The sequence below is a fragment of the Agromyces sp. NPDC004153 genome (assembly GCF_053603635.1).
In genome coordinates, this window is record NZ_JBSGFY010000001.1 from 2,761,861 (window position 1) to 2,785,422 (window position 23,562).

21 protein-coding genes are annotated in these 23,562 nt (G+C 72.6%); 13 read left to right on the plus strand and 8 right to left on the minus strand.

Going from position 1 to position 23,562, the window contains the following annotated elements; translation table 11 throughout:
• Positions 1-9 precede the first annotated feature (9 nt).
• Positions 10-672 carry a response regulator transcription factor gene (locus tag ACWEOH_RS13035; RefSeq protein WP_148733889.1) on the plus strand — a complete coding sequence of 221 codons (663 nt, stop codon included), beginning with the start codon at positions 10-12 and terminating at the stop codon, positions 670-672.
• Positions 672-2,471, plus strand: coding sequence for a sensor histidine kinase (locus ACWEOH_RS13040; protein WP_452031517.1), 1,800 nt, complete (start codon positions 672-674; stop codon positions 2,469-2,471). The genes ACWEOH_RS13035 and ACWEOH_RS13040 overlap by 1 nt, the downstream gene beginning before the upstream one ends.
• A gap of 31 nt (positions 2,472-2,502) precedes the next feature.
• Here ACWEOH_RS13040 and ACWEOH_RS13045 read toward each other — a convergent pair whose 3' ends face one another.
• Positions 2,503-2,859: an MGMT family protein gene (locus tag ACWEOH_RS13045; protein WP_452031519.1), complete on the minus strand. Its 357-nt coding sequence runs from the start codon at positions 2,857-2,859 to the stop codon at positions 2,503-2,505.
• 8 nt (positions 2,860-2,867) lie between these two features.
• Positions 2,868-3,320, minus strand: a complete 453-nt coding sequence (locus ACWEOH_RS13050) for a GNAT family N-acetyltransferase (protein ID WP_148733891.1) — start codon at positions 3,318-3,320, stop codon at positions 2,868-2,870.
• 199 nt (positions 3,321-3,519) lie between these two features.
• Between ACWEOH_RS13050 and ACWEOH_RS13055 the strand changes: the two genes are divergently transcribed.
• The 9 genes from ACWEOH_RS13055 (at position 3,520) to nagB (ending at position 14,840) form a co-directional block, all read left to right on the plus strand.
• Positions 3,520-4,737, plus strand: a complete 1,218-nt coding sequence (locus tag ACWEOH_RS13055; protein WP_148733892.1) for an NADP-dependent isocitrate dehydrogenase — start codon at positions 3,520-3,522, stop codon at positions 4,735-4,737.
• Positions 4,738-4,985: 248 nt separating this feature from the next.
• Positions 4,986-6,863 (plus strand): heavy metal translocating P-type ATPase, encoded by a 1,878-nt coding sequence (locus ACWEOH_RS13060; protein ID WP_452031522.1) that lies wholly within the window; start codon positions 4,986-4,988, stop codon positions 6,861-6,863.
• Between the two features lie 149 nt (positions 6,864-7,012).
• Entirely contained in the window at positions 7,013-8,185 is a 1,173-nt protein-coding gene (locus ACWEOH_RS13065) for an ROK family transcriptional regulator (protein WP_452031937.1), read from the plus strand.
• Positions 8,186-8,254: 69 nt separating this feature from the next.
• A complete protein-coding gene (locus ACWEOH_RS13070; protein WP_452031523.1) occupies positions 8,255-9,517 on the plus strand; it encodes an extracellular solute-binding protein in 1,263 nt (420 codons plus the stop codon).
• A 158-nt stretch (positions 9,518-9,675) separates the two neighbouring features.
• A complete protein-coding gene (locus tag ACWEOH_RS13075) occupies positions 9,676-10,665 on the plus strand; it encodes a carbohydrate ABC transporter permease (protein WP_452031525.1) in 990 nt (329 codons plus the stop codon).
• Positions 10,662-11,588, plus strand: coding sequence for a carbohydrate ABC transporter permease (locus ACWEOH_RS13080; protein WP_452031527.1), 927 nt, complete (start codon positions 10,662-10,664; stop codon positions 11,586-11,588). Before ACWEOH_RS13075 ends, ACWEOH_RS13080 begins: the two co-directional genes overlap by 4 nt.
• A complete protein-coding gene (locus ACWEOH_RS13085) occupies positions 11,585-13,147 on the plus strand; it encodes a glycoside hydrolase family 3 protein (RefSeq protein WP_452031529.1) in 1,563 nt (520 codons plus the stop codon). The genes ACWEOH_RS13080 and ACWEOH_RS13085 overlap by 4 nt, the downstream gene beginning before the upstream one ends.
• Complete coding sequence (locus ACWEOH_RS13090; RefSeq protein WP_452031531.1) at positions 13,144-14,070, plus strand: ROK family protein; 927 nt, start codon at positions 13,144-13,146, stop codon at positions 14,068-14,070. Before ACWEOH_RS13085 ends, ACWEOH_RS13090 begins: the two co-directional genes overlap by 4 nt.
• Positions 14,055-14,840, plus strand: coding sequence for a glucosamine-6-phosphate deaminase (gene nagB / locus ACWEOH_RS13095; RefSeq protein WP_452031533.1), 786 nt, complete (start codon positions 14,055-14,057; stop codon positions 14,838-14,840). Before ACWEOH_RS13090 ends, nagB begins: the two co-directional genes overlap by 16 nt.
• A gap of 36 nt (positions 14,841-14,876) precedes the next feature.
• Here nagB and ACWEOH_RS13100 read toward each other — a convergent pair whose 3' ends face one another.
• Positions 14,877-16,427: a phytoene desaturase family protein gene (locus ACWEOH_RS13100; protein WP_452031535.1), complete on the minus strand. Its 1,551-nt coding sequence runs from the start codon at positions 16,425-16,427 to the stop codon at positions 14,877-14,879.
• 51 nt (positions 16,428-16,478) lie between these two features.
• Positions 16,479-17,066 carry a TetR/AcrR family transcriptional regulator gene (locus tag ACWEOH_RS13105; protein ID WP_452031537.1) on the minus strand — a complete coding sequence of 196 codons (588 nt, stop codon included), beginning with the start codon at positions 17,064-17,066 and terminating at the stop codon, positions 16,479-16,481.
• Positions 17,067-17,167: 101 nt separating this feature from the next.
• On the opposite strand from ACWEOH_RS13105, the gene ACWEOH_RS13110 reads away from it, so the two are divergent.
• Positions 17,168-18,259, plus strand: coding sequence for a hypothetical protein (locus ACWEOH_RS13110; RefSeq protein ID WP_452031539.1), 1,092 nt, complete (start codon positions 17,168-17,170; stop codon positions 18,257-18,259).
• A gap of 56 nt (positions 18,260-18,315) precedes the next feature.
• Here ACWEOH_RS13110 and ACWEOH_RS13115 read toward each other — a convergent pair whose 3' ends face one another.
• Genes ACWEOH_RS13115 through purU form a run of 3 tightly spaced genes read right to left on the minus strand, consistent with a single transcriptional unit; the run spans position 18,316 to position 20,078 of the window.
• A complete protein-coding gene (locus ACWEOH_RS13115) occupies positions 18,316-18,786 on the minus strand; it encodes a DUF2867 domain-containing protein (RefSeq protein ID WP_452031541.1) in 471 nt (156 codons plus the stop codon).
• Positions 18,787-18,799: 13 nt separating this feature from the next.
• On the minus strand, positions 18,800-19,168 hold the full coding sequence (locus tag ACWEOH_RS13120) for a YrdB family protein (protein WP_452031543.1): 369 nt from the start codon (positions 19,166-19,168) through the stop codon (positions 18,800-18,802).
• A gap of 37 nt (positions 19,169-19,205) precedes the next feature.
• The gene (gene purU / locus ACWEOH_RS13125; protein WP_452031545.1) at positions 19,206-20,078 is read right to left on the minus strand and encodes a formyltetrahydrofolate deformylase; all 873 of its coding nucleotides are present in this window, start codon (positions 20,076-20,078) and stop codon (positions 19,206-19,208) included.
• A gap of 137 nt (positions 20,079-20,215) precedes the next feature.
• On the opposite strand from purU, the gene ACWEOH_RS13130 reads away from it, so the two are divergent.
• On the plus strand, positions 20,216-21,460 hold the full coding sequence (locus ACWEOH_RS13130; protein ID WP_452031547.1) for an MFS transporter: 1,245 nt from the start codon (positions 20,216-20,218) through the stop codon (positions 21,458-21,460).
• Here the strand turns inward: ACWEOH_RS13130 and ACWEOH_RS13135 are convergent.
• The gene (locus tag ACWEOH_RS13135; RefSeq protein ID WP_452031549.1) at positions 21,403-23,280 is read right to left on the minus strand and encodes a sigma-70 family RNA polymerase sigma factor; all 1,878 of its coding nucleotides are present in this window, start codon (positions 23,278-23,280) and stop codon (positions 21,403-21,405) included. The genes ACWEOH_RS13130 and ACWEOH_RS13135 overlap by 58 nt on opposite strands.
• Positions 23,281-23,562: the final 282 nt, after the last annotated feature.

Consider the following 23,562-nt stretch of genomic DNA (forward strand, 5'->3'; position numbering starts at 1 on the left):
GGAGGTGCGATGAACGACGCTCGACCCCTGCGCGTCGCGATCGCGGACGACGCGCTGCTGCTGCGCGAGGGTATCGCGAAGGTCCTCGAAGGCGGTGGCATCGAGGTCGTGGCCTCGGTGGGCACCGGCGACGAACTGCTCGAGGTGGTGGGCGAGGGAGACGTCGACGTCGCCGTCCTCGACATCCGCATGCCGCCGAGCTACCGCGACGAGGGCATCGTCGCCCTCGAGCAGATCCGCGAGAGCGGATCGACGATCGGCGTGCTGCTCCTCTCGATGTACGCGACGCCCGAGTACGCGCTGCGCGTCATGGGCGCCGGCAGCGGCACGGGCTACCTGCTGAAGGAGCGCGTCTCCGAGCCGCAGACGCTCGTGCGCGCCGTCGAGACGGTCGCGTCGGGCGGCTCCGTGGTCGACCCCGAGGTGGTCGAGCAGCTCGTGAAGCGCACGAGGGCCGACGACCCGCTGTCGCGCCTCACCGAGCGGGAGCGATCGGTGCTCGAGCTCATGGCGCAGGGGTACTCCAACGGCGGCATCGCCCAGACCCTGTTCCTCGGCCTGAAGACGGTCGAGACGCACGTGCGGAGCATCCTGCAGAAGCTCGACCTCGAGGAGTCGCCCGAGCATCACCGCCGCGTGCTCGCGGTGCTCACGCTCCTCGGCGAACGGTGATGGCCCCCGGCCGCAGAGGCCGGATCGCCAGGCGCACCGCGATCATCGTCGCGGTCATCGTGCTGAGCCTGTTCATGGAGGTGTCCGGGTTCCTGGCCACGCCCGAGGAGTTCCGACCCGAGGTCGCCTACGTGACGATGCACGCGATCGTGCCGCTCGTCTACGCCGCGTGCGCGGGCGTCGCCTGGAGCCTCGGCCCCAACCCCGTGCCGGCGCGGATGATGGTGGCCTTCGTCGCGCTCTGGATCCCGACGACGTTCTTCCAGGTCGTCGAGGGCATCGGCTGGCTCTGGCCGCTCCTGTACGGTGCGCACCTCCTGTGGGCGATCGTCCCGATCCTGCTCCCGGTCGTGTACCCCCGCGGACAGCTCTCCTCCGGGATCGATCGCTGGCTCGTCGGCATCCTCCTCGGCATCTCGGTCGTCTTCTTCCTCGGGGCGGTGCTGCTCGTCAGCGAGCCCGCGGACCCCACGTGGTGCACCTGCGCGCCCAATCCCTACCAGATCGCCGACGCCCCGGGCCTCTTCGTCCTCATCGACAACGGGTACCGCATGGTCGGGGCCGCCGTCGCGCTCACCATCGCCGCCCGCCTGCTCGTGGGCTGGGTGCGCGGGAGCATCCCGGCGCGCGCCGTCGCGTTCCTCATGCCGGTCGCCCTCTTCGCGTGGACCGCGACCCTTGCGGCCCTGGTCGTGACCTACGCCGCGGAGACGACCGCCGACAAGGTGCTCATCACGGTCTCCCTCGTGGCGCTCGCCTCCATCCCCGTGAGCTTCGTCGCGGGCGTGGCGCACACGCGCAACATGCGCGCCCGTGTCGCCGACCTCATGCGCATCACGCGCGAGGGCGCCGACCGCGGCCTGTGGGCCGAGTCGCTCGCCCGCACCCTGCGCGACGCGTCGGTGCGCGTCTACTGGTGGGACGAGGAGAAGGGCCGGTACGCGGATGCCGCGGGCACGCCCATCGAGGACGCCGACGCGGATCCCCGTGGCAGCCACAGCATCCTCCCCGTCGCGTCACCGCTCGGCGCCCCGATCGCGCTCATCCGGCACGACCGCGTGCTCACCGACAACGCGCGCCTGCTCGACGGCGTGTCGAGCGCCCTCCGGCTCTCGGTCGACAACGGCCGGCTGCGATCCGAGATCGAGCGCACGCTCGAGCAGGTCCGCCAGTCCCGCCAGCGCATCGTCGAGGCGGGCGTCGAGGCGCGGCGACGCATCGAGCGCGACCTGCACGACGGCGCGCAGCAGCACCTCGTGTCGCTCGGCATGCGCCTGCGGCTCGCGGCGAACGAGGCGCGCGACACCGACGAGGTGCAGCTCGCGACCGAGCTCGAGGGCACGATCCAGATGCTCAACATGGCGCTCCGCGAGCTCCGCGAGCTCGCCCACGGCATCCACCCGAGCCTGCTCTCGTCGGGCGGCCTGTCGCTCGCGGTGCCCGAGCTCGCCGGTCGCTGCCCGGTGCCCGTCGAGGTCGACGTGCAGGCCGAGGGCCGGCTGCCCGAGCTCATCGAGTCGACCGCCTACTTCGTGCTCTCGGAGGCGCTCGCGAACGTGGCGAAGCACTCCGGCGCCAGCCGGGCGTGGGTGCGCGCCTACGTCGAGGACGGGGACCTCGAGCTCGTGGTGCGCGACAACGGCACCGGCGGGGCGTCGCTCGACAAGGGCACGGGCATGCTCGGCATCGCCGACCGCGTCGACGCCGTCGGCGGCACGCTCGAGGTCGACAGCCCGCCCGGCGCGGGCACGACCCTCACGGTGCGGATCCCGCTCGACGGGCCGCTCGCGGAAGCCTGACGCGCGGCGGCCCGGCGCGTGGCGCCCCGGGTCAGGGACGCCAGCGGCACGCGGCGATGACGATGCGGTAGCCGTCCTCGTCGGTCGTCGCGACGAGCGGCGTGCCCTCGGCGTCGTAGTGCGGCCGCGCCGAGGCGGCGTGCCCCGACGGCGGACGCCCGCCCGCGCGCACGACGCGCCACCACGGGGCATCCGAGCCGTACCTGGCCATGACCTGCCCGACGGCGCGCGCGCCGCGCGATCCGAGGATCGCGGCGACGTCGCCGTACGTGGCGACGCAGCCCGGCGGGATGTCGTCGACGACGGCGAGCACGGCCTCGACGAAGCCCGCCGGGGGCCCGGGAGCACGACGTGCGGCGGCCTGCGGCATCCGTTCGCCCTGCGGCATCCGCAGGCTCAGAGCTCGAGGGCGCCGATCACGTCGCCGTACTGCGTCTCGCCGACGTCCTGGAAGCCGATGCGGTGGAAGAACTCGCCGGGGCCCTCGGCGCCCGGCTCCCACAGCACCGTGATGCGGTCGAAGCCGCGACGCTTCGCCTCCTCGGCGAGGGCGTGCGCGAGGAAGCGGCCGACGCCCTTGCCCTGCACCTCGGCATCGACGTTGATGCGCCAGATGCAGGCGCGGAACTCCTCGTGGACGTTCTCGGGGTCGAAGTTGCCGTGGATGAATCCGACGACGCGCTCCTCGGAGAGGGCCACGCGCTGCCAGGCGGTGTCGGGGTTCACGACCGAGGCCTCGGCGGCGTAGGTGACGGGAGCGATGAACTGCTCCTGCCCGGGCTTCAGCGACAGGTTGTTCGCGGCCACGATGTTCGTCGCGTTCAGTTCTTCGAGTCGCAGATCAGCCATGCCGCTAAGGCTAACCCGTGGCGGCCCGCGTCAGGAAGCAGCCGTCGGAACGACGTGCCGGACGGGGCGGTGCCGGGCCGGCAGCACGCCCCAAGTTGTCTCGATGTCGAGATATTCGCGCGACGCGGTAAGCTGGCAGGCGGCGTGTCCGCCCACGAGACTTCCTCATTCCCCACGAGAGATCCAAGGAGAACTCAACTTGTCCAAGATCAAGGTTGAAGGCACCGTCGTCGAGCTCGACGGCGACGAGATGACCCGCATCATCTGGCAGGCCATCAAGGACCAGCTCATCCACCCGTACCTCGACGTCAACCTCGAGTACTACGACCTCTCGATCCAGAAGCGCGACGAGACCGACGACCAGATCACGGTCGACGCGGCGCACGCCATCCAGAAGCACGGCGTCGGCGTCAAGTGCGCCACGATCACGCCCGACGAGGCGCGCGTCGAGGAGTTCGGCCTCAAGAAGATGTGGCGCTCGCCCAACGGCACCATCCGCAACATCCTCGGCGGCGTGATCTTCCGCGAGCCGATCATCATCTCGAACATCCCGCGGCTCGTGCCCGGCTGGAACAAGCCGATCATCGTCGGCCGTCACGCGTTCGGCGACCAGTACCGCGCGACCGACTTCCGCTTCGAGGGCGAGGGCACGCTCACGATGACCTTCACCCCGAAGGACGGCTCCGAGCCGCAGTCGTTCGAGGTCTTCCAGTCCCCGGGCTCGGGCGTCGCGATGGGCATGTACAACCTCGACGAGTCCATCAAGGACTTCGCGCGCGCCTCGCTCAACTACGGCCTCGACCGCAACTACCCGGTGTACCTCTCGACGAAGAACACGATCCTGAAGGCCTACGACGGCCGCTTCAAGGACCTGTTCCAGGAGGTCTTCGACACCGAGTTCAAGGAGAAGTTCGACGCCGCGGGCCTCACCTACGAGCACCGCCTCATCGACGACATGGTCGCCGCCTCGCTGAAGTGGGAGGGCGGCTACGTCTGGGCGTGCAAGAACTACGACGGCGACGTGCAGTCCGACACCGTCGCGCAGGGCTTCGGCTCGCTCGGCCTCATGACCTCCGTGCTCGCCACGCCCGACGGCAAGGTCGTCGAGGCCGAGGCGGCGCACGGCACGGTCACGCGCCACTACCGCCAGCACCAGCAGGGCAAGCCCACCTCGACGAACCCGATCGCCTCGATCTACGCGTGGACGCGCGGCCTGTCGCACCGCGGCAAGCTCGACGGCAACCAGGAGCTGATCGACTTCTCGCACACCCTCGAGGACGTCGTGATCACGACCGTCGAGTCGGGCGCCATGACGAAGGACCTCGCGCTCCTCGTCGGCCCCGAGCAGCCGTACCAGACGACGGAGGAGTTCCTCCAGACGCTGAGCGACAACCTCAAGGCGCGGCTCGCGGCCTAGGTCGTCTTCTCGCTCGGTTCGAAGGGGTCGGATGCCGCGGCATCCGGCCCCTTCGCCGTCTCGCCCGCACCCGCCGCCACGGGTCCCGATCCGATGCAGGAACGTTCGGGCGTACGGCGGCGTGTCGCGCCGGCGACACTCCGCGTCCGCGGTGGTTCTTCCTGCGTTCGGAATGCGGATGCCGCGGCGGCCGACGGTTCGGTTCGCGATGCCGCGGCATCCGGAACCGACGCGGCAGGATGGGACGCATGGCTCGCCTGCTCCGGATCGCCCGCCGCTACTGGGTCGTGACGATCACGCTCGCGATCGGGCTGCTCGGCGTCGTGCTCGCGCTCGCCGGCGCCGGGGCGGCCGTGCCGTGGATCTTCAGCGGCTACGCGCTCGCGATCGCCGCGTGGCAGGCGGTCGGCATGGTGCGCGACATCCTGCGCGGGCACTGGGGCCTCGACATCCTCGCGGTGACCGCGATCGTCGCGACCGTGCTCGTGGGGGAGTACGTCGCGGCGCTCCTCGTGGTGCTCATGCTCACGGGCGGCGAGGCCCTCGAGGACTACGCGAACCGGCGCGCGAAGCGCGAGCTCGACGCGCTGCTCACGCGGGCGCCGCAGCTCGCGCACCGCATCGAGGGCGACGAGATCGTCGAGGTGCGGGCCGACGAGGTGCGTCCGGGCGACGTGCTGCTCGTGCGCCCGAGCGAGATCGTGCCCGTCGACGCGGCGCTGCGCTCGGCCGAGGCCGCGTTCGACGAATCCTCGATCACGGGCGAGAGCGTGCCCGTCGAGAAGGTCGCGGGCGACGCCGTGCTGAGCGGGTCGGTGAACGGCCAGGCGGCCGTCGAGGTCGTCGCGACGGCGACCGCCGCCGACAGCCAGTACCAGCAGATCGTCGCCCTCGTCACCGAGGCCGCGGCGTCGAAGGCACCAGTCGTGCGGCTCGCCGACCGGTACGCCGTACCGTTCACGGTGTTCTCGCTCGCGCTCGCCGGCGTCGCGTGGTGGGTGTCGGGCGACCCGGTGCGCTTCGCCGAGGTGCTCGTGCTCGCGACGCCGTGTCCGCTGCTCATCGCGGCGCCCGTGGCGTTCATCGGCGGCATGAGCCGCGCAGCGCGCAACGGCGTCATCGTGAAGGGCGGCGGCGTGCTCGAGCAGCTCTCCGCCGCGCGGACGGCCGTGTTCGACAAGACCGGCACGCTCACCTACGGGACGCCGAGGCTCGTGGCGATCCGCCCCGAGAACGGGTTCGGCGAGGACGAGCTCCTCGCGGCGGTCGCGTCGGCCGAGCAGTACTCGTCGCACGTGCTCGCGACGTCGATGATCTCGGCCGCGCACGACCGCGGGTTGCACCTCGACGAGGCCGAGTGGGCGCGCGAGGCGGCGACGAACGGCGTGCAGGCGCAGGTCGGCGGACGCGAGGTCGTGGTCGGCAAGTTCCGGTTCGTCGCCGAGCATGCGCCGGATGCCGCGCGCACTCCGATCGCGCCGGGCGAGCTCGCCGTGTACGTGGCGATCGACGGCCGCTTCGCCGGCGCCCTCCTCGCGAGCGACCGCCTGCGGGACAACGCCCGGGCGACGCTCGAGCGGCTCGACGAGCTCGGGGTGCACCAGACGATGATGCTCACCGGCGACGCGCAGGCGACCGCCGACCACATCGCCGCCGAGCTCGGCATCACGAAGGTGCGCGCCGACTGCCTGCCCGTCGACAAAGTGGAGGAGGTCGCGGGCATCGCCGAGCGGCCCGTGATCATGGTAGGCGACGGGGTCAACGACGCGCCCGTGCTCGCGGCGGCCGACGTCGGCATCGCGATGGGCGCGAAGGGCGCGACCGCGGCGAGCGAGTCCGCCTCGGCCGTGATCCTCGTCGATGACCTCTCACGCACCGCGAAAGCCGTCGAGATCGGCCGGGACACGGTGCGCATCGCGCTGCAGAGCATCTGGCTCGGGATCATCGTGAGCGTCGGGCTCATGATCGTGGCCGCGTTCGGGGTCATCCCCGCGACCGTCGGCGCGCTGCTGCAGGAGGTCGTCGACCTCGCCACGATCCTCGCGGCGCTCCGCGCGATCGGCGGGCGCCTCGACGCGAAGGCGGCGATCCCCGCCGTGGCCGTGCCCGCGGCATCCGCCCGCTGACCCGCGCAGATCACAAGTCGGTAACTCCCCGGGGAACCCGGAGGACAGGCTTGCATCTGGTTTGTTCGTAAGCTTTACTAACAAACGTGACGACGGACGCGCAACGGGGCCCCATCGAGGCCGGCACCCTCCACCAGGCCGGTGGCGACGTGCTCACCGTGCCGTTCGTCGACGCCCCGATCTTCACCCGGTCGCGGGCCCTCCGCCCGACCGGCAAGGTGCTGCCCGAGCACGCCCGCAGCCACAACCGGGCCCTCGTGCTGCAGACGCTCTACACCTCGGGCGCGCGCAGCCGGGCGGATGTCGCGCGCGAGACCGGGCTGACCCGGGTCACGGTGTCCGACCTCGTCGCCGAGCTCATCGCCGAGGGCCTCGTCGTCGAGCTCGGCCAGCGGGAGGACGCCCGCCCCGGCAAGCCCGCCACGCTCATCGACGTCGACCGCGGCGCGTTCCAGATCGTCGGCGTCGACCTCTCGGAGCACCAGCGCTTCCTCGGCGCGGTCGTCGACCTCGACGGCGGCATCGTCGCCCGTGACGAGGTCGCGTGCGACGGCGCGAGCGGCGACCACGCGGTCGAGCTCGTCGTCGAGCTCGTGCGCCGGCTCCTCGCCGCCGCGACGACTCGGGTGCTCGGCATCGGCGTCGGCTCGCCCGGTGTCGTCGACCCGCTCGGGGTCGTGCGCTCCGCCCCGAACCTCGGCTGGACCGATGTCGCCCTGCAGGCCCGCCTGCAGCGCGAGTTCGGCGTGCCCGTGCACGTCGCGAACGACGCGAACGTCGCGGTGCTCGCCGAGCACGGGTCCTCGCCGCACGACGACCTGCTGCTCGTGAAGGTGGGACACGGTGTCGGCGCGGGCCTCATCATCGGCGGCCGGCCCGTGATCGGCGGCGGCTTCGCCGCGGGCGAGATCGGGCACGTCGTCGTCGGCACCGACGGCGGTCCGCGCTGCGCGTGCGGCAAGCACGGATGCCTCGAGGCCTGGCTCGCCGTGCCGCGCCTCACCGCCCAGCTCGACGCGATCGACCCCGAGTCGCCCGACGCGGCATCCGCTCGCGACGAGATCCTGCACGAGGCCGGCCGCCGGCTCGGCATCGTGCTCGCCCCGGTGGTCGGGGCCCTGAACCTGTCGGAGGTCGTGCTCAGCGGCCCCGCCGAACTGCTCGACGGCGCGCTCCACGAGGCGACCGTCGACACGCTCCGGATGCGGACGATGGCGGAACACAACCGTGATCTGAGGCTCCGGATGACCGAGCAGGCGGAGGACATCGTCCTCCGCGGCGCGGCCGTCATGGTCCTGTCCGGACAACTCGGGGTCTCGTGAGGGACTCCACGCACCACGGGCACAGCGAACCCCCGCTGCTTCCCCCCACCCCATGAAAGGAAACGACAAATGAGGAAACTCGGCATCGTGGCGCTCGGCGCCGCGGCTGCGCTCACCCTCGCCGGTTGTGCCTCCGGAGGCAGCGGAGCCTCGGAGGAGAACGCCGAGATCCGCGTCTGGCTGGTCGGCACCGACACGCCCGACGAGGCGCGTCAGTACCTCATCGACACGTTCGAGGAGGAGAACCCCGGCTCGACCCTCGTCATCGAGGAGCAGTCGTGGGACGGCCTGGTCGACCGCCTGACCACGAGCCTCTCCGGCTCGGACAGCCCCGACGTCGTCGAGGTCGGCAACACGCAGGCGTCGGCGTTCACGTCGGCCGGCGCGTTCCTCGACCTCACCGAGTACTACGACCAGCTCGGCGGCGACGACCTGCTCCCCGGCTTCGTCGAGGCCGGTTCGTACGACGGCAAGTTCTACGCGGCCCCGCTCTACTCGGGCGCCCGCCTCGTGTTCTACAAGAAGGACGCGCTCGCCGCGTCGGGTCTCTCGGTGCCGACGACGCTCGACGAGTACATCGCCAACGGCGAGAAGCTCGCGGCCGACAATCCCGGCAAGTCGGGCATCTGGTGGCCCGGCCAGGACTGGTACAACGCCCTGCCCTACATCTGGGAGAACGGCGGCGAGGTCGCGGTTCCCGACGGCGAGGAGTGGGACGCGCAGCTCAGCTCCGACGAGTCGATCGCCGGTCTCGAGCAGGTCCAGCAGGTCATGACGAACGCCTCGCGCGCTCCGAAGGACGGCAACGAGACGAGCCCCGAGGTCGGGTTCTGCGACGGCACCACCCTGCAGCTGTCGGCTCCGAGCTGGGTCAAGTGGTCCATCCTCGCCCCGGCCGACGCCGAGGCGCCCGGCTGCCCCGACCAGGAGGCCAACCTCGGCGTCTACGCCCTCCCGGGCATGGACGGCGGCGCGGCGCAGGTCTTCGCCGGCGGCTCGAACATCGGCGTGTCGGCCAAGTCGGCGCACCCCGACCTCGCGGTGAAGGCGCTCGAGATCATCCTCTCGGACGAGTTCCAGACGATCTACGGCGAGAACGGCCTCGTGCCGGCCAAGCTCTCGCTCGCCGACACCCTCGGCACCGACGAGGTCGCCCAGGCGATCGCGGCGGCCGCGGGCAACGCGAAGCTCACCCCGGCCTCGCCGAAGTGGGCCGACGTCGAGGCCGCGGGCATCCTGCAGGACCTCTTCGTCAACATCGCGCAGGGCGGTGACGTGACGGCGCTCGCCGAGCAGGCCGACACGGACATCGAGGCCATCCTCAACGGCTAGTCGGACCCGTCCGGCTCGCGCGGTGCGGCGGCGATCCCCTTCCCGCCGCCGCACCGCACCCCAAGCCCCGGACCCGCGTCGACCACACACGTCGCGCGTCCGGATCGGGGGTGGGCACCGATCGCCCGCCCCCACCCCTCGACTTCGGGAGTACCACCATGACCACCCTCGACAGCGGACTCGATCCGACGCCGAGCGCCATCGAGGGCGAGCGCATCCTGGCGCCGTCGCCCAAGCGCACCGGCCGCCGCACGCGGCTGCGGGGCGGCCTCACCCCCTATGCCCTGCTCGGCCCCGCGATCGTCATCCTCGCCCTCATCACGGGCTGGCCGCTCGTGCAGCTCATCGTCACGTCGTTCCAGCAGTTCGGACGGGCCCAGGTCTTCGGCGCACCGCCCGAATGGGTGGGCTTCGAGAACTACGCGAACGTCCTCACCGATCCGGTCTTCTGGGGCGTGCTCGTGCGCACCCTCGTATTCGCCGGCGTGTGCGTGGTCGCCACGATGCTGGTCGGCACGCTCATCGCGCTCATGATGATGCGGCTCCCGAAGGGCTTCCGCCTCCTGCTCTCGGTGGGCATGCTGCTCGCGTGGGCGATGCCCGCCCTCACCGCCACCGTCGTGTGGGGCTGGATGTTCGACACCGCGTACGGCGTCGTCAACTACATCCTGGTGAACTGGTTCGGCCAGGAGGAGTACTTCCAGCACTCCTGGCTCATCGACCCGCTGAGCTTCTTCCTCGTCGCCGGCATCATCATCGTCTGGGGCGCCGTGCCGTTCGTCGCCTTCACCCTCTATGCAGGCCTCACGCAGGTGCCCGACGAGGTGCTCGAGGCCGCGCAGCTCGACGGCGCCGGCGGGTTCAAGCGGTTCCGGCTGATCATCTTCCCGTACCTCAAGCCGATCTTCCTCATCGTCACGATCCTGCAGATCATCTGGGATCTCCGCGTCTTCACGCAGATCTTCGCGCTGCAGGACATCGGCGGCATCCGCGCGCTCACCAACACGCTCGGCGTGTACATCTACCAGACCTCGATCGCGGGCGGCGACTTCGGCCAGGGCGGCGCGATCGCCGTGATCACGGCGATCCTGCTCATGTCCATCTCGATCTACTACGTCCGCCAGGTCACCAAGGAGGAGGAGCTGTGAGCGCCACCGTCGCCCCCGGCCAGCAGGTCGGCGGTCTCGTCGCCGAGACCGGGACCACCCGCGACCTCCGTCGCTCGGGCGGTGGACGCCGCCGGATCACGACGTGGGTGCTCAGCGCCGTCTCGGTCGTGCTCTTCCTGTTCTTCGTCTTCCCCGTCTACTGGATGATCAACACGTCGTTCCAGCCGAACAACGAGATCCGCGGCTCCGACGTCAACTTCTGGCCCGAGAACTTCACGCTGCGCAACTACGAGACGGTGCTCTTCGATCCGGGTCGCAGCCCGTTCCTCCCCGCAGCAGCCAACTCGATCGTGATCACGATCCTCACGGTGATCATCGCGCTGATCTTCGCATTCCTGGCGGCGATCGCGGTCACCCGGTTCCGGTTCAAGAGCCGCCGCACGTTCATCATCGCGATCCTCGTGATCCAGATGATCCCCGGCGAGGCGATGATCGTCTCGGTCTTCCGCGTCATCGACGGATGGCACCTCCTGAACACGATCATCGGCCTCACGATCGTGTACGTCGCCACGGTCCTCCCCTTCACGATCTGGACGCTCCGCGGCTTCGTGAACGGCGTCCCGGCCGAGCTCGAGGAGGCCGCCATGATCGACGGATGCTCCAGGGCCGGCGCGTTCTGGCGGGTCACGTTCCCGCTGCTCGCCCCGGGCCTCATCGCGACCGGCGTCTTCGGCTTCATCCAGGCCTGGAACGAGTTCATCATGGCCCTCGTGCTGAACGCCCGCCCCGAGTCGATGACGCTGCCCGTGTGGCAGCGCACGTTCCTCGTCGCCACCGGCACCACGAACTGGGCGGCGATGATGGCGGGCTCCGTGCTGATGGCCATCCCGGTCATCGTGTTCTTCCTCATCGTCCAGGGCCGCATGACGAGCGGCCTCGTGAGCGGGGCCGTCAAGGGATGACCGGGCAGCACCACACCGGCGCGGGCGACGACCTGCGCCGGGACATCCTCACGACCCTGCTCCCGGGCTTCCCGGGCGTGGCGGCGCCCGAGTGGCTGCTGCGGCGGCTGCGCGACGGGCTCGGCGGCGTGTGCCTCTTCGGGCAGAACCTCGCCTCGGCCGAGCAGCTCCTCGCCCTGAACACGACGCTGCGGACGGCGAATCCGCTCGCGGTCGTCGCCATCGACGAGGAGGGCGGCGACGTCACGCGCCTGTTCTACGACCGCGGCGCGCCCTACCCGGGCAACGCGCTCCTCGGCCGGATCGACGACGTCGACCTCACCGAGCGGGTCGCCCGCACGGTCGGCGACGCGCTCGCCGCCCTGGGCTGCACGGTGACGTTCGCGCCCGACGTCGACGTGAACTCGAACCCCGACAACCCTGTCATCGGCGTCCGCAGCTTCGGGGCCGACCCGGCGCTCGCGGCGCGGCACGCCGCCGCCTGGGTGCGCGGCGTGCAGTCGACGGGCGTGGCCGCCAGCGCGAAGCACTTCCCCGGGCACGGCGACACCGCGACCGACTCGCACCTCGCGCTGCCGGTGGTGGATGTCGCGATCGAGACGCTGCGCGAGCGCGAGCTCGTGCCGTTCCGCGCGGCGATCGCCGCCGGCACCCGCACGATCATGACCTCGCACATCCTCCTGCCCCGCCTCGACGCGGAGCAGCCCGCCACCCTCTCCCCGCACATCGTGCAGCGCCTGCTCCGCGGGGAGCTGGGGTTCGAGGGCGTCATCGTCACCGACGCCCTCGACATGCACGGGGCGAGCGGCGTGCACGGCATCCCCGAGGCCGCCGTGCTCGCCCTCGCCGCCGGCTGCGACCTGCTCTGCATCGGCAGCGACAACACCGACGAGCAGCTCGACGAGATCGTGGCGGCCGTCGAGGCCGCCGTCGCGGCGGGCCGACTCACCGCCGAGCGCGTCCGCGAGGCCGCCGCGCGGGTGCGCGGGCTCGGCGCGTCGGCGCCGGCGCTGCCCGCGTCGGTCGCGTCCGCGTCGCTCGAGCCGGCGCATGACGCGGGAGAGCTCGCCCGAATCGCCGCCGCCTTCGACGTGACGGATGCCGCGCGCGAGCGGCTCGCGGCATCCGACCGGCTCGGCACCGTGGTGCGCGTCGACACCGTCGCGAACATCGCGATCGGCATCGCGCCGTGGGGGCCGTTCGCGGTGGACGCCGCGACTGCGGGCGAGCGGTGGCCGGATGCCGCGGACGTCGTCGCCGTCTCGTCCGAGCGGTCGCTCGACGACCCCGCGTCGCTGCCCGGACCGGTGCTCGTCGTGGGCAAGGACCTGCACCGGCATCCGTTCGCCGTCGAGGCGATCGCCGCGCTGCGGGGCGCGCGCGACGACGTCGTCACGGTCGACATGGGGTGGCCGTCCGACGATCGCGCCTACGCCGACATCGCGACCTTCGGGGCCTCCCGCCTCGTGGGCGAGGCGCTCATCGCGCTGCTCGACTCGGCGCTCGCCACGCCGGCGACGTCCCCTGCGCGGACCCCTGTCGCGCTGGACGCGACATGAGGCTCGGCATCGACATCGGCGGCACGAAGACCGCCGCGGTCGCGATCGGCGCCGACGGGGAGCTCAGCGACCAGGTGCGCATGCCCACCGGCTTCGGCGCCGACGAGGTGGTCGCCACGGCGCTGCGCACCGTCGAGCGCATGACGCAGCTCGCGGGCGTCGCGGCGGGGGCGTTCACGTCGATCGGCATCGGCATCCCCGGCGCGGTCGACAGCACGACGGGCCGCGTCGCGCACGCCGTGAACCTCGGCCTCGAGGGCCTCGACCTCGGCCCCCGCCTCGCCGACCGGCTCGGAGTCGAGGTGCGCGTCGAGAACGACGTGAAGGCGGCCGCACTCGGCGCCCACCACCTGCTCGGCATCGCCGACGGCCTGCGCACGCACTCGATGGCCTACCTCAACCTCGGCACGGGGCTCGCGGCGGGCATCGTGCTCGACGGCCGGCTCCTCCGTGGCGGGCACGGCGTCGCCGGCGAGATCGGCCACATCCCGGTCGACCCGGCCGGCGAGACGTGCGGCTGCGGCCAGCGCGGATGCCTCGAGACCCTCGCCTCGGGCTGGGCGATCGCGCGCGCCTGGCCGACGGCCGACCGCCACCCGGCCCGAGCGATGTTCGACGCGGCCGCGGCCGGCGACCCGCGCGCGGTCGACGTGCGCGAGCGCTTCCTCACGGGTGTCGCCGCCGCCGTGCGACTGCTCGTGCTCACGACCGACGTCGACGACGTGGTGATCGGCGGCGGGCTCGCCGCCCTCGGCGACGACCTCCTCGGTGGGACGCACCGTATCCTGAACGGGTGGGCCGATTCGTCGGCCTTCCTCGCATCACTCGACCTCGCCGCTCGCGTGCAGGTCATCCCACCAGGATTCCCGGCGGCCGCCGTTGGTGCCGCCCTCGTAGGAGGACACCGATGGCCGAAGTCGTGATCGTCGCCGATGAGGACGCCGCCGGCGCCCTCGTGGCCGACGCGATCGTCTCCCTCATCCGGCACAAGCCCGACGCCGTGCTCGGGCTGGCGACGGGCTCGACGCCGCTCGCGAGCTACCGGGCGCTCGCCGACCGCATCGCCGAGGAGCGCATCGACGTGCGCGGCGTGCGCGGCTTCGCCCTCGACGAGTACGTGGGCCTGCCCGCCGGGCACCCCGAGAGCTACCGCTCGGTCATCTCTCGCGAGGTCGTGGAGCCGCTCGGCCTCACGCCCGAGCTCGTGCGCGTGCCGAACGGCGACCCGGCCACGATCCGCACCGCCGGGTCCGACTACGAGGCCGCGATCGACGCGGCCGGGGGGGTCGACCTGCAGATCCTCGGCATCGGCCGCACCGGGCACATCGGGTTCAACGAGCCCGGATCCTCACTCGCGTCGCTCACCCGCGTGAAGACCCTCACCGAGCCGACCCGCGTCGACAACGCGCGGTTCTTCGACTCGCCCGACGACGTGCCCATGCACTGCATCACGCAGGGCATCGGCACGATCCTGCGCGCGCGGCACCTCGTGCTGCTCGCGTTCGGCGAGGCCAAGGCGCACGCGGTCGCCGCGGCGGTCGAGGGCCCGGTCACGGCGAGCCAGCCCGGCTCGGCGATCCAGCTGCATCCGCACACGACCGTCATCGTCGACGAGGCGGCCGCGGCCGAGCTCGAGAACCTCGACTACTACCGGCACGCATGGGCGAACAAGCCCGCCTGGCAGGGCATCTGAGCACCCAGTCGCGGCGCGTGCCTCGTCGTCAGTGGATCAGGGCGGAGCCAGGCCGAGGTCGTGGGCGATGACCGTGAACGCGTTGCGTCCGGAGGCCATGGAGACCCCCGGTCCGGGGTGGGTGCCCGAGTCGCAGAGGTACACGTTCGGGACGGACGTGCGGTAGCCCGACAGTGCGGCGGTGGGCCGCAGGGCGCCGATCTGGTAGGGCAGCATCGCGCCGTGCGAGATCGTGCCGCGAACGGCGCTGGAGAGCTGTCGCTCCTGGTCGAGCGGTGAGAAGACCGTGCGCCGCATGATGCGCGCCGTGAGGCCGGGCACGTACCGCGCGTCGACCAGGTCGACGATGCGATCGGCGTACGCCTCGCGCACCTCGTCCCAGTGCCGACCGCCGAGGACGCCGGCAGCGTCGCCGGCGATCTCGTACGGCACGCCCAGGACGACGAGCTTCATCAGGGCCCTCCCCTGCGGCGCGACGCCGGGATCGATGGTCGAGTTGTTCCAGGCCACGATGAACGGCTCGCCGGGCAGCAGGCCCGCCCGGCACTCGACCGACGCCTGGGCGATCGCGGACAGTCCCGGCGACGACAGGTGCACCTGCGCCGCCTGCCCCACCGCCGGGCCCGCCGCGTACTCCGCCGGGCCGTCCAACGCGAGGTAGACGGTCATCACGGCGTCGCCCCACTCGATCCGGCGCACGGCTGCCACGTCGGATGCCTCGGCGACGCCGTCGCCCAGGAGCCCGGCCACCAGCTGCGCCGGATCCGTGGCCGAGACGACCACGCGACCCGCGTCGATCACGTCGCCGCCGGCGAGCCGCACGCCGCGGGCGACGCCGTCGCGCACCTCGATCGCCTCGACCCGGCTGCCGGTGCGGACCTGTCCGCCATGGGCCGCGAGGTCGGCATGCAGGGCGTCCGCGACGCCCTGCATGCCCCCGCGCACGAGGAAGTTCCCCTCGGCCTGCAGGACCGCGCCGAAGAGCCACGCGATCTCCGCTCCACCCGCATCGTCGGGCGCCGAGCCGACGAATGCCGCGAACCCGCCGAAGAGCGACTTCGCCTCGTCGCTCGCGAAGGTCGCGTCGGCCCAGGAGCGGACGCTCTGCAGGCTGAAGCGGACCTCGTCCCCCGGTGCGACGGCGCGCGGACCCGGCGGCGAGAAGAAGGTGTCGATGAAGGCGGCCCGACCGGCGCGATAGCGCTCGATGAGCGACCGGAAGGTCGCGGCATCCGCGGGGGAGATCCGGGCGAGGTCGGCGACGGACGCGTCGAGGTCGCGGGACACGACGATCGCCCGTCCGTCGGGGAAGGCGTGCGCGTAGACGTACTCGGGCGCGACGAGCTCGAGGCCGTGACGCACGAGATCGAGCTCGCCCGGCACCGGCGAGAGGTTGGCGAGCTGGTAGCCGCTGGCATGCACGTCCGACCGGAAGCCCGGCAGCGTCAGCTCCTCGGTCAGGGTCATGCCGCCGACTCGCTCGTACGCCTCCAGCACCAGGACCCGCAGCCCGGCGCGTGCGAGGTAGCACGCGCAGGCCAGCCCGTTCTGGCCGGCTCCGATCACGATGGCGTCCGGGTCGTCCATGCGCGTCCCCCTCGTTCCCCATCGCCCGGCCCCGTCGGGGAGTCGGTCGTTTCAGTGCGGAAGCAGCCCCGGCAGCGCCGACAGGTAGGCCTCCTCGTCGAAGTCCTCGATGATCGCGCGCTGCACCATGAACCCCGGACCGAGGCCCATGACCACGGGTGTCGCCCGAGCGGCCCACTCCTCCGGGTCGTCGTCGACGTGCCCGGGCACCGCCGCCCATTCGGCCAGCCCGGCCTGCACCGCGGCGCGGAGCCGGTGGAACACCTCCTGCACGAGCTCCCGGATGCCGGGATCCACGGCCGCCTCGCCCCACAGCTGCACGATCACGTGTCCGAACGGCTCGCGACGGATCCCCTCGATCAGCGTCGCGATGACCTGGCCGGGGGAGAGCGGCTCACCCGTGCCGCGGCGAGCCACGAGCTCGCTGCGACGTGCCTCGAGCACGCGGCCGGCGACCGCGGCGAAGAGCTCCTGCTTGCCGGCGAAGTGACCGTAGATCGCGCCCGCCGACAGGCCGGACTCCTCGATGATGTCCGACATCGACGTGCGCTGGTAGCCCTTCTCGGCGAAGCAGCGCAACGCGGCCGAGATGATCTCGTCGCGCCGCGCCGTGCGGTAGGCCTCGGTCACTCGCGGCATCCGTGAGACTCCTCCCGCAAACCGAATGAACGTTCTTGACAAGCATAGGCGGCGGGCGGAAACTAATAAAGAACGAACATTCGCTTTTTTTGGAGGACATGATGGCACACTCGGATGCCACGACCGGCCCCACCCCGATCGGTCGCGTGCTCGGCATCTCGCTGGCCCTCGCGGCGGTCGTCGCCGTGATCGTGCTCGCGTTCTCGTGGCCGTCGGTGACGGCGGAGCCCAAGGACCTTCCCATCGCCATCGCCGGGCCCGCGCAGGCCGTCGCCGCCGCCGAGGACGCGGTCGACCAGCAGGCGCCCGGCGTCATCGCGTTCCAGGAGGTCGACGACCGTGCGGCGTCGGTCGACGCCATCGAGGCGCGCGAGGCCTACGGCGCCATCGTGCTCGGCCAGGAGCCCGAGGTGCTCACCTCGTCGGCTTCGAGCCTCGCCGTGGCGCAGCTCCTCGGCACCGTCGGGGCACAGCTCGAAGAGGGCGTGAACGCCCAGGCGCAAGCCGCTGCGGAGGCCGCCGGTGCGCCCGCCGCGCCGCCCCACATCGACGTCGCGGTGACCGACGTCGTGCCGCTCGCCGAGACCGACCCCCGTGGCACCGGACTCACCGCGGCGCTGTTCCCGCTGGTGCTCGGTGGCATGCTCGGCGGCATCGCCATCTCACTGGCGGTGATCGGCGCCATGCGGCGCGTGCTCGCCGTCGTCGTCTACTCGGCCGTCGGCGGTCTCGCGCTCGCGGCCATCATGCAGGGCTGGTTCGGGTCGCTGCAGGGCGACTACTGGCTGAACTCGGCGGGCATCGCACTGGCGCTCGCCGCGATCGCGGCACCGATCACCGGGTTCGTCGCGCTGATGGGGCGCGCGGGCATCGCGGTCGGTCCGATCGTGATGCTGCTGTTCGCGAACCCCATCTCCTCGGCGGCCATTCCGAAGGAGTTCCTCCCCGTGCCATGGGGCGAGGTCGGCCAGTGGTTCCCGCCGGGCGCCGCGGCGACGCTGATGCGCGAGCTGTCGTACTTCCCGGCCGCCGACACGACCTTCCCGTGGCTCGTGCTCACGGCGTGGGCCGTCGGCGGCATCCTGCTCTCGCTCCTCGGGCACTTCCGCACGGCGGGCGGCGCGGAGCCCGACGCCGAGGCCGACGAGGTGGCGGACGCGGAGCACACGGAGCACCTCGCGCCGGCGCACTGACCGTTCCCGAGGCCCGGACCGACGGCCCCGAGGCTCCCGACCGAGCCCCGGGGCCGTCAGCGCCGCTCGGCCAGGATCCCGGCCGCGCGGCGCAGCATCCCGCGCACGACCGAGGGGTGCACGAGCTTCACGGGCGCGAAGTAGAGCCGGCCGCGCCATCCGTGCAATCGCACCACGGTCGTGACGCGCACGAGTCCGCGGTGGGCATCGACGCCGACGCCGCAGGTGAAGTCGAGGTGCCGGTCGGACTCGGCGAGCAGCGCCTCCTCGCCGACGACGCGGCGTACCGCGAACGCGGTGGCGGGGTCGCCGGGCCGCACGCCGATGAGCGGGACGAGCGCCTGCCGGAGGCCGAAGGCGACGCGGACCCACACGGGTGCGGCCGCGGTCGAGAAGATCGTGCGGGCCCACGTCTCGGGGTCGGTGGACGCGCCCGGCGGGAGCGGCACCGCGATGACGTCGACGTGGTCGGGGTGCGGCAGCTCGTCGAGCGCGAGGCTGCGGAACGCAGGCGCGTCGTCGCTCATGCGTCCGCCGCCGTCAGCCCGCGAGCTGCTTGCGCCCGTGCAGGATGCCGCTGACGGCCGCCACGACCGCGAACACCACCGCGACGACGGGCTGGCCCATCAGCCACCACGCGATCGCGGCGGACGAGAACACCGCGATCTCCACGAGCGCCTGGCCGAACGGGTCGATGCGGAGCACCGCCTTCGGCGAGAGGAAGAGCGCCCAGGCGAGGATCGCGAGCGCGGGAGCGCCGAGTCCGATGAGCACGCCGGGCCACGGCAGCGGGAACGCGGTGAAGCCCCAGATGCCGAGGGTCACGAACGCGAAGAGCTCCAGGAAGAAGCGGAGGACGTCGTTCGGGCCGATCTTCGGCTGGGACTGCGGGGGGACTGCGGTGCTCACGGCTCTCCAGCCTACTTCGCCCGAGGCACGGCCCGGGTCAGCGGAAGATGATCGTGCGGGCGCCGTCGAGCAGCACGCGGCGCTCGGCGAACCACTTCACCGCCTGGCTCAGCGTGCGGCTCTCCTCGTCCTGGCCGATGGCGACGAGCTCGGCGACCGACCGGGAGTGGTCGACGCGCACGACGTTCTGCTCGATGATCGGCCCCTCGTCGAGGTCGCTCGTCACGAAGTGCGCGGTGGCGCCGATGAGCTTCACGCCTCGGGCGTGCGCCTGCCGGTAGGGGTTGGCGCCCTTGAAACCCGGGAGGAACGAGTGGTGGATGTTGATGCAGCGCCCGGCGAGGGCGTCGCACAGCTCGGGGGTCAGGATCTGCATGTACCGCGCGAGCACGACGAGCTCGATGTCGTGTTCGTCGACCGCGGCGAGCACCCGCCGCTCGAACGCGGTCTTCGACGCGGCATCCGTCACCGCGGCCGACTCGAACGGCACGCCGTAGAAGTCGACGAGGTCGCGCAGCGTGCCGTGGTTCGACAGCACGAGCGGGATCTCGACGGGCAGCTGGCCGGCGCGCTGGCGGAACAAGAGGTCGTTGACGCAGTGCCCGGCGGTCGACGCGAGCACGAGCGTGCGCAGCGGACGGCCGACCTCGTCGAGGTGCCACGTCATGTCCCACTGCTCGACGACGGGCGCGAGCGCCGCCTCGAACTCCTCGCGGCCGGCGGGCGACTCGACCTGCACCCGCATGAAGAAGCGGCCCGTGTCGAGGCTCGCGAACTGCTGGCTCTCGGTGATGTTGCCGCGTGCGGCGACGATGGCCCCGCTCACGGCGTGCACGATGCCGGGCCCGTCGGTGCAGGCGAGCGTCACGACCCAGTGGTACAGGTGGGTGGGGGCGGCATCCGTGGTCATCCGCCCAGAGTAGTGCGTCCGGTACACTGGTCCGTGGTCGGCGGACAACGCATGGCCCTGGGCGCGCACATGAGCGCGTAGTCGACCCGCGCGGTGAGGTTTCCCGCAGCGGGGAACGCCGTCGGAGAGACATCCTGATGTCCGTCACCGAACCCGCGCGCGTGCGCGCACCCCGACTGCCCTGGCCCGGCCTCCTGCTGTTGGCCGCGGGCGTGTTCCTGTCCATCACCATCGAGATGCTGCCCACGGGCCTCCTGCCCGAGATGAGCGAGGGCCTCGGCGTCGCCGAGCCGTTCATCGGGCTGCTCGTCTCGGTCTTCGCCTTCACGGTCGTCGTCACGTCGACGCTGCTCACGGCCCTCACCAGCCGGATGCCGCGACACGGCCTGCTCGTGCTCGTGCTCGCGGTGCTCGGGCTCACCACGCTCGCGTCGGCCTTCGTGCCCGAGTACTGGATGCTCGCGTCCGTGCGCGTCGTCGGCGGCGTGGCGCACGGCCTGTTCTGGGCGATCGTGGCCGCCTATGCGTCGCGGCTCGTGCCCGAGGACCAGATCGGCCGTGCGATCTCGGTCACGCTCGGCGGCGGCACGCTCGCACTCGTCGCCGGCGTGCCGGCCACGACCGTGCTCGGCCAGGTCGTCGGCTGGCGACCCGTCTTCGCCATCGTCGCCGGGCTGACGCTCGTCGGCGCGCTCGCCGTGTGGCGGTTCCTGCCCCCGGTGGCCGCCGAGGCCGGTGCGACCGCCGCGCGCTTCCGCCGTGGCGACGCCGCGCTCGGGCCCGTGCTGCTCGTCTGCGCCGTGACCGCGGCCACCATGCTCGGGCAGTACGCGGTGTTCACCTACGTCGCGCCGCTCATCACCGACGTCGTCGGCCTCGAGCCCGGCGCGGTCGGCCCGCTCCTCTTCGTCTACGGCGTGACCGGCGCGATCGGCCTCGTGATCGCCGGCTCGCCGCTCGCGCGCCGGCCGACCGCGGCGATCGTGACCGCCATGGCCGTCGCCGCGGCGGCGCTCGTGGTGCTCGGGCTCGCGCCCGGCGTCGTGCCCTCGCTCATCGCGTTCGCGGTGTGGGGGCTCGCGTTCGGCGCGGTGCCGCCGCTGCTGCAGACGCGCCTGCTGCAGGCAACGCCGCCGCGCCAGCGGGATGCCGCGAGCGCGCTGTACACGACGGCGTTCAACGTGGGCATCGGCGGCGGCGCCCTCGTGGGCGCCGTGCTCTTCGAGCGGATCGGCGTGCAGGGCCTGCCGCTGCTCTACGCGGTGGTGCTGGTGCTCGTCGCGGTCGTGCTCGTCGGGGCGACCCGCCGCGCCGCCCGCGCGCGTCAGCCGCGCTCGAGCGTCGCCGTCGAGACGGGGCCCGTGCGGGCGTCGACCGCGTAGCGCACCTCGACCAGGCTCTCGGGCGTGATGAAGCCGAAGCCGATGTAGCGGACGGATCCGTTGCCGTCGAGCGTCACGGCGGCGGCCGGCGCGCCGTCGACGAGCAGCTGCACGTCGGCGGATGCCGCGCCGCCGAACGTGAGGTGCCACACGATGGGACCGCTCGGTCGCAGCACCAGCGAGGGGCTCGACAGCTCGACCACGACGGGGTCGCTCGTGGCGGAGGCGTTGCCCGCGACGTCGACCTGTCGGGCCGTCAGCCGGGTGGTGCCGGTCGGGAGCGCGTCGGCGACGAGGCTCCACGTGCCCGACGCGTCGGCGGTCGTGGACCAGGTGCGTCCGTCGCCGGACGTGACCGTGACGGCCGCGGCCGGCTCTGCGGTGCCCGAGAGCAGCGGGTCGACGAGGCCGCCCGCGGTGTCGGCGCTGAACGCCGGTGCCGCGGCCGTGTTTTCGACGGGCTCGGGGTCGGGCGTCGGGGTGGGGGTCGGCGTGGGCGTCGGACCCGGTGCGGGCGTCGGGCCGGGAGCCGTCGGTGCCTTCGGCGCGGCGGGCGGGGCGGCATCCGCGCCCTCGTCGTCGGCGTCACCGGTGGCGGGGGCGTCGGGGACGCCGGGCGGCGACGGGAGCGGCGTGGGCAGCACCGGGCCCGACGGGCCGGCCAGCTCGATGGGCGGTGCGTCGGGCTCCGCCTGCGCGACGATCGCCGCGGGCGCCTGGTCGGCGCTCACGAGCGCCGGCAGCACGACGACCGCGGTGACCGCCGCGGCCGCGAGGGCGACGGCCCCGATGCCGGCGCCGATCGCGACGCCGTTGGCGCCCGTGGTGCCCGCCGCTGCCGCGGTGGCCGCGCCTGCTGATGCGCCGCCGGCCGACCCTGTGGATGCGGCGCCCGCGCCGGAGCCCGCACCTGCACCTGCCGCGCCGGCCACAGCAGACCCGGCGCCGGCCGCTGATCCCGCACCCGACCCCGCGGCGACGTGCCCCGCGAGCACCGACGGCAACCCGGCCGCACCCAGAGCGACGTGCGCGACCGGCGCGCCCTGCGAGAGCCACGCCGAGTACGCGGTGGCCCCGCCGACGCCGGCCGCCAAGGGCAGCAGCACGAGGGCGAGCCGTGAGCCGACCTCACGCGCCTCGGCGGCGACGATGGTGCAGCGGGCGCAGTCGTCGAGGTGCGCCTCGAGTCGCGCCGTGTCGCGCGTGCGGAGTCGCCCGCGCGTGTAGCCGCCGAGCCGGTCGATCGTCCAGCGGCACTCGGGTTCCTCGGCGTTGCGCAGGTGCGCCTGGATCCACGCCTGCCGCAGCCCCTCGCGGGCGCGATAGGCGAGCGCGGCCGTGGCGTTCGCGCTCATGCCGACGAGCGGGGCGACCTGCGCCGGCTGCATGCCCTCGACCTCGGTGTACCAGAGCACCTCCTGCCAGCGCGTGGGCAGCGAGCGGAAGGCCTGCGCCGTCGTCGACCGGTCGAGCGCGTCGAGGGTCGCGGACTCGCTCGTCGCGGGGTCCTCGAACGACTCGAGCGTCTCGAGGGTCGTCTCGTGGCGGGCGCGTCCCCAGCTCGCGGCCGTGTTGCGCACGGTCGTGAAGAGGTACGGCCGGAAGGCGCCGGTCGGGCCGCGCCCCGCGAGGATCGCGTCGTAGATGCGCGTGAACGACTCGGCGACGAGGTCGTCGGGATCGAGCGAGCTGAACGAGCGGGCCACGGTGCGCGCCGACGGTGCGTGCCGCTGCCAGAGCTCGCCGTAGGCGGCACGGTCGCCGCGGCGCGTGCGCTCGATGAGCGCGCCGTCGGACAGGTCGGTGCGCAGGGGTGGCACGTCGCCTCCATGGGTGGGGGGAATGGGCGTCATGGAAGAGACGTGGAGCATGGGCGATCATGACGCGCCGCACGGGATTCGACCAATTCCAGCAGATTTTCCGCGAACGCGCGTCATGGATCCACCGCTCCGCCGTCTCTCAGGTGAAGGCCCGCGTACGGGCCGGATCGAACCGCCGCCTCCGCGTCCCCGACGCGGGGCGGGGCCGGCGCACGCCGGCGTGAGGCGCAGCATTCGGGGGGTCGAGGCGGCGCCTCGGAACGGGCGGAGGTCCGGAGGCGA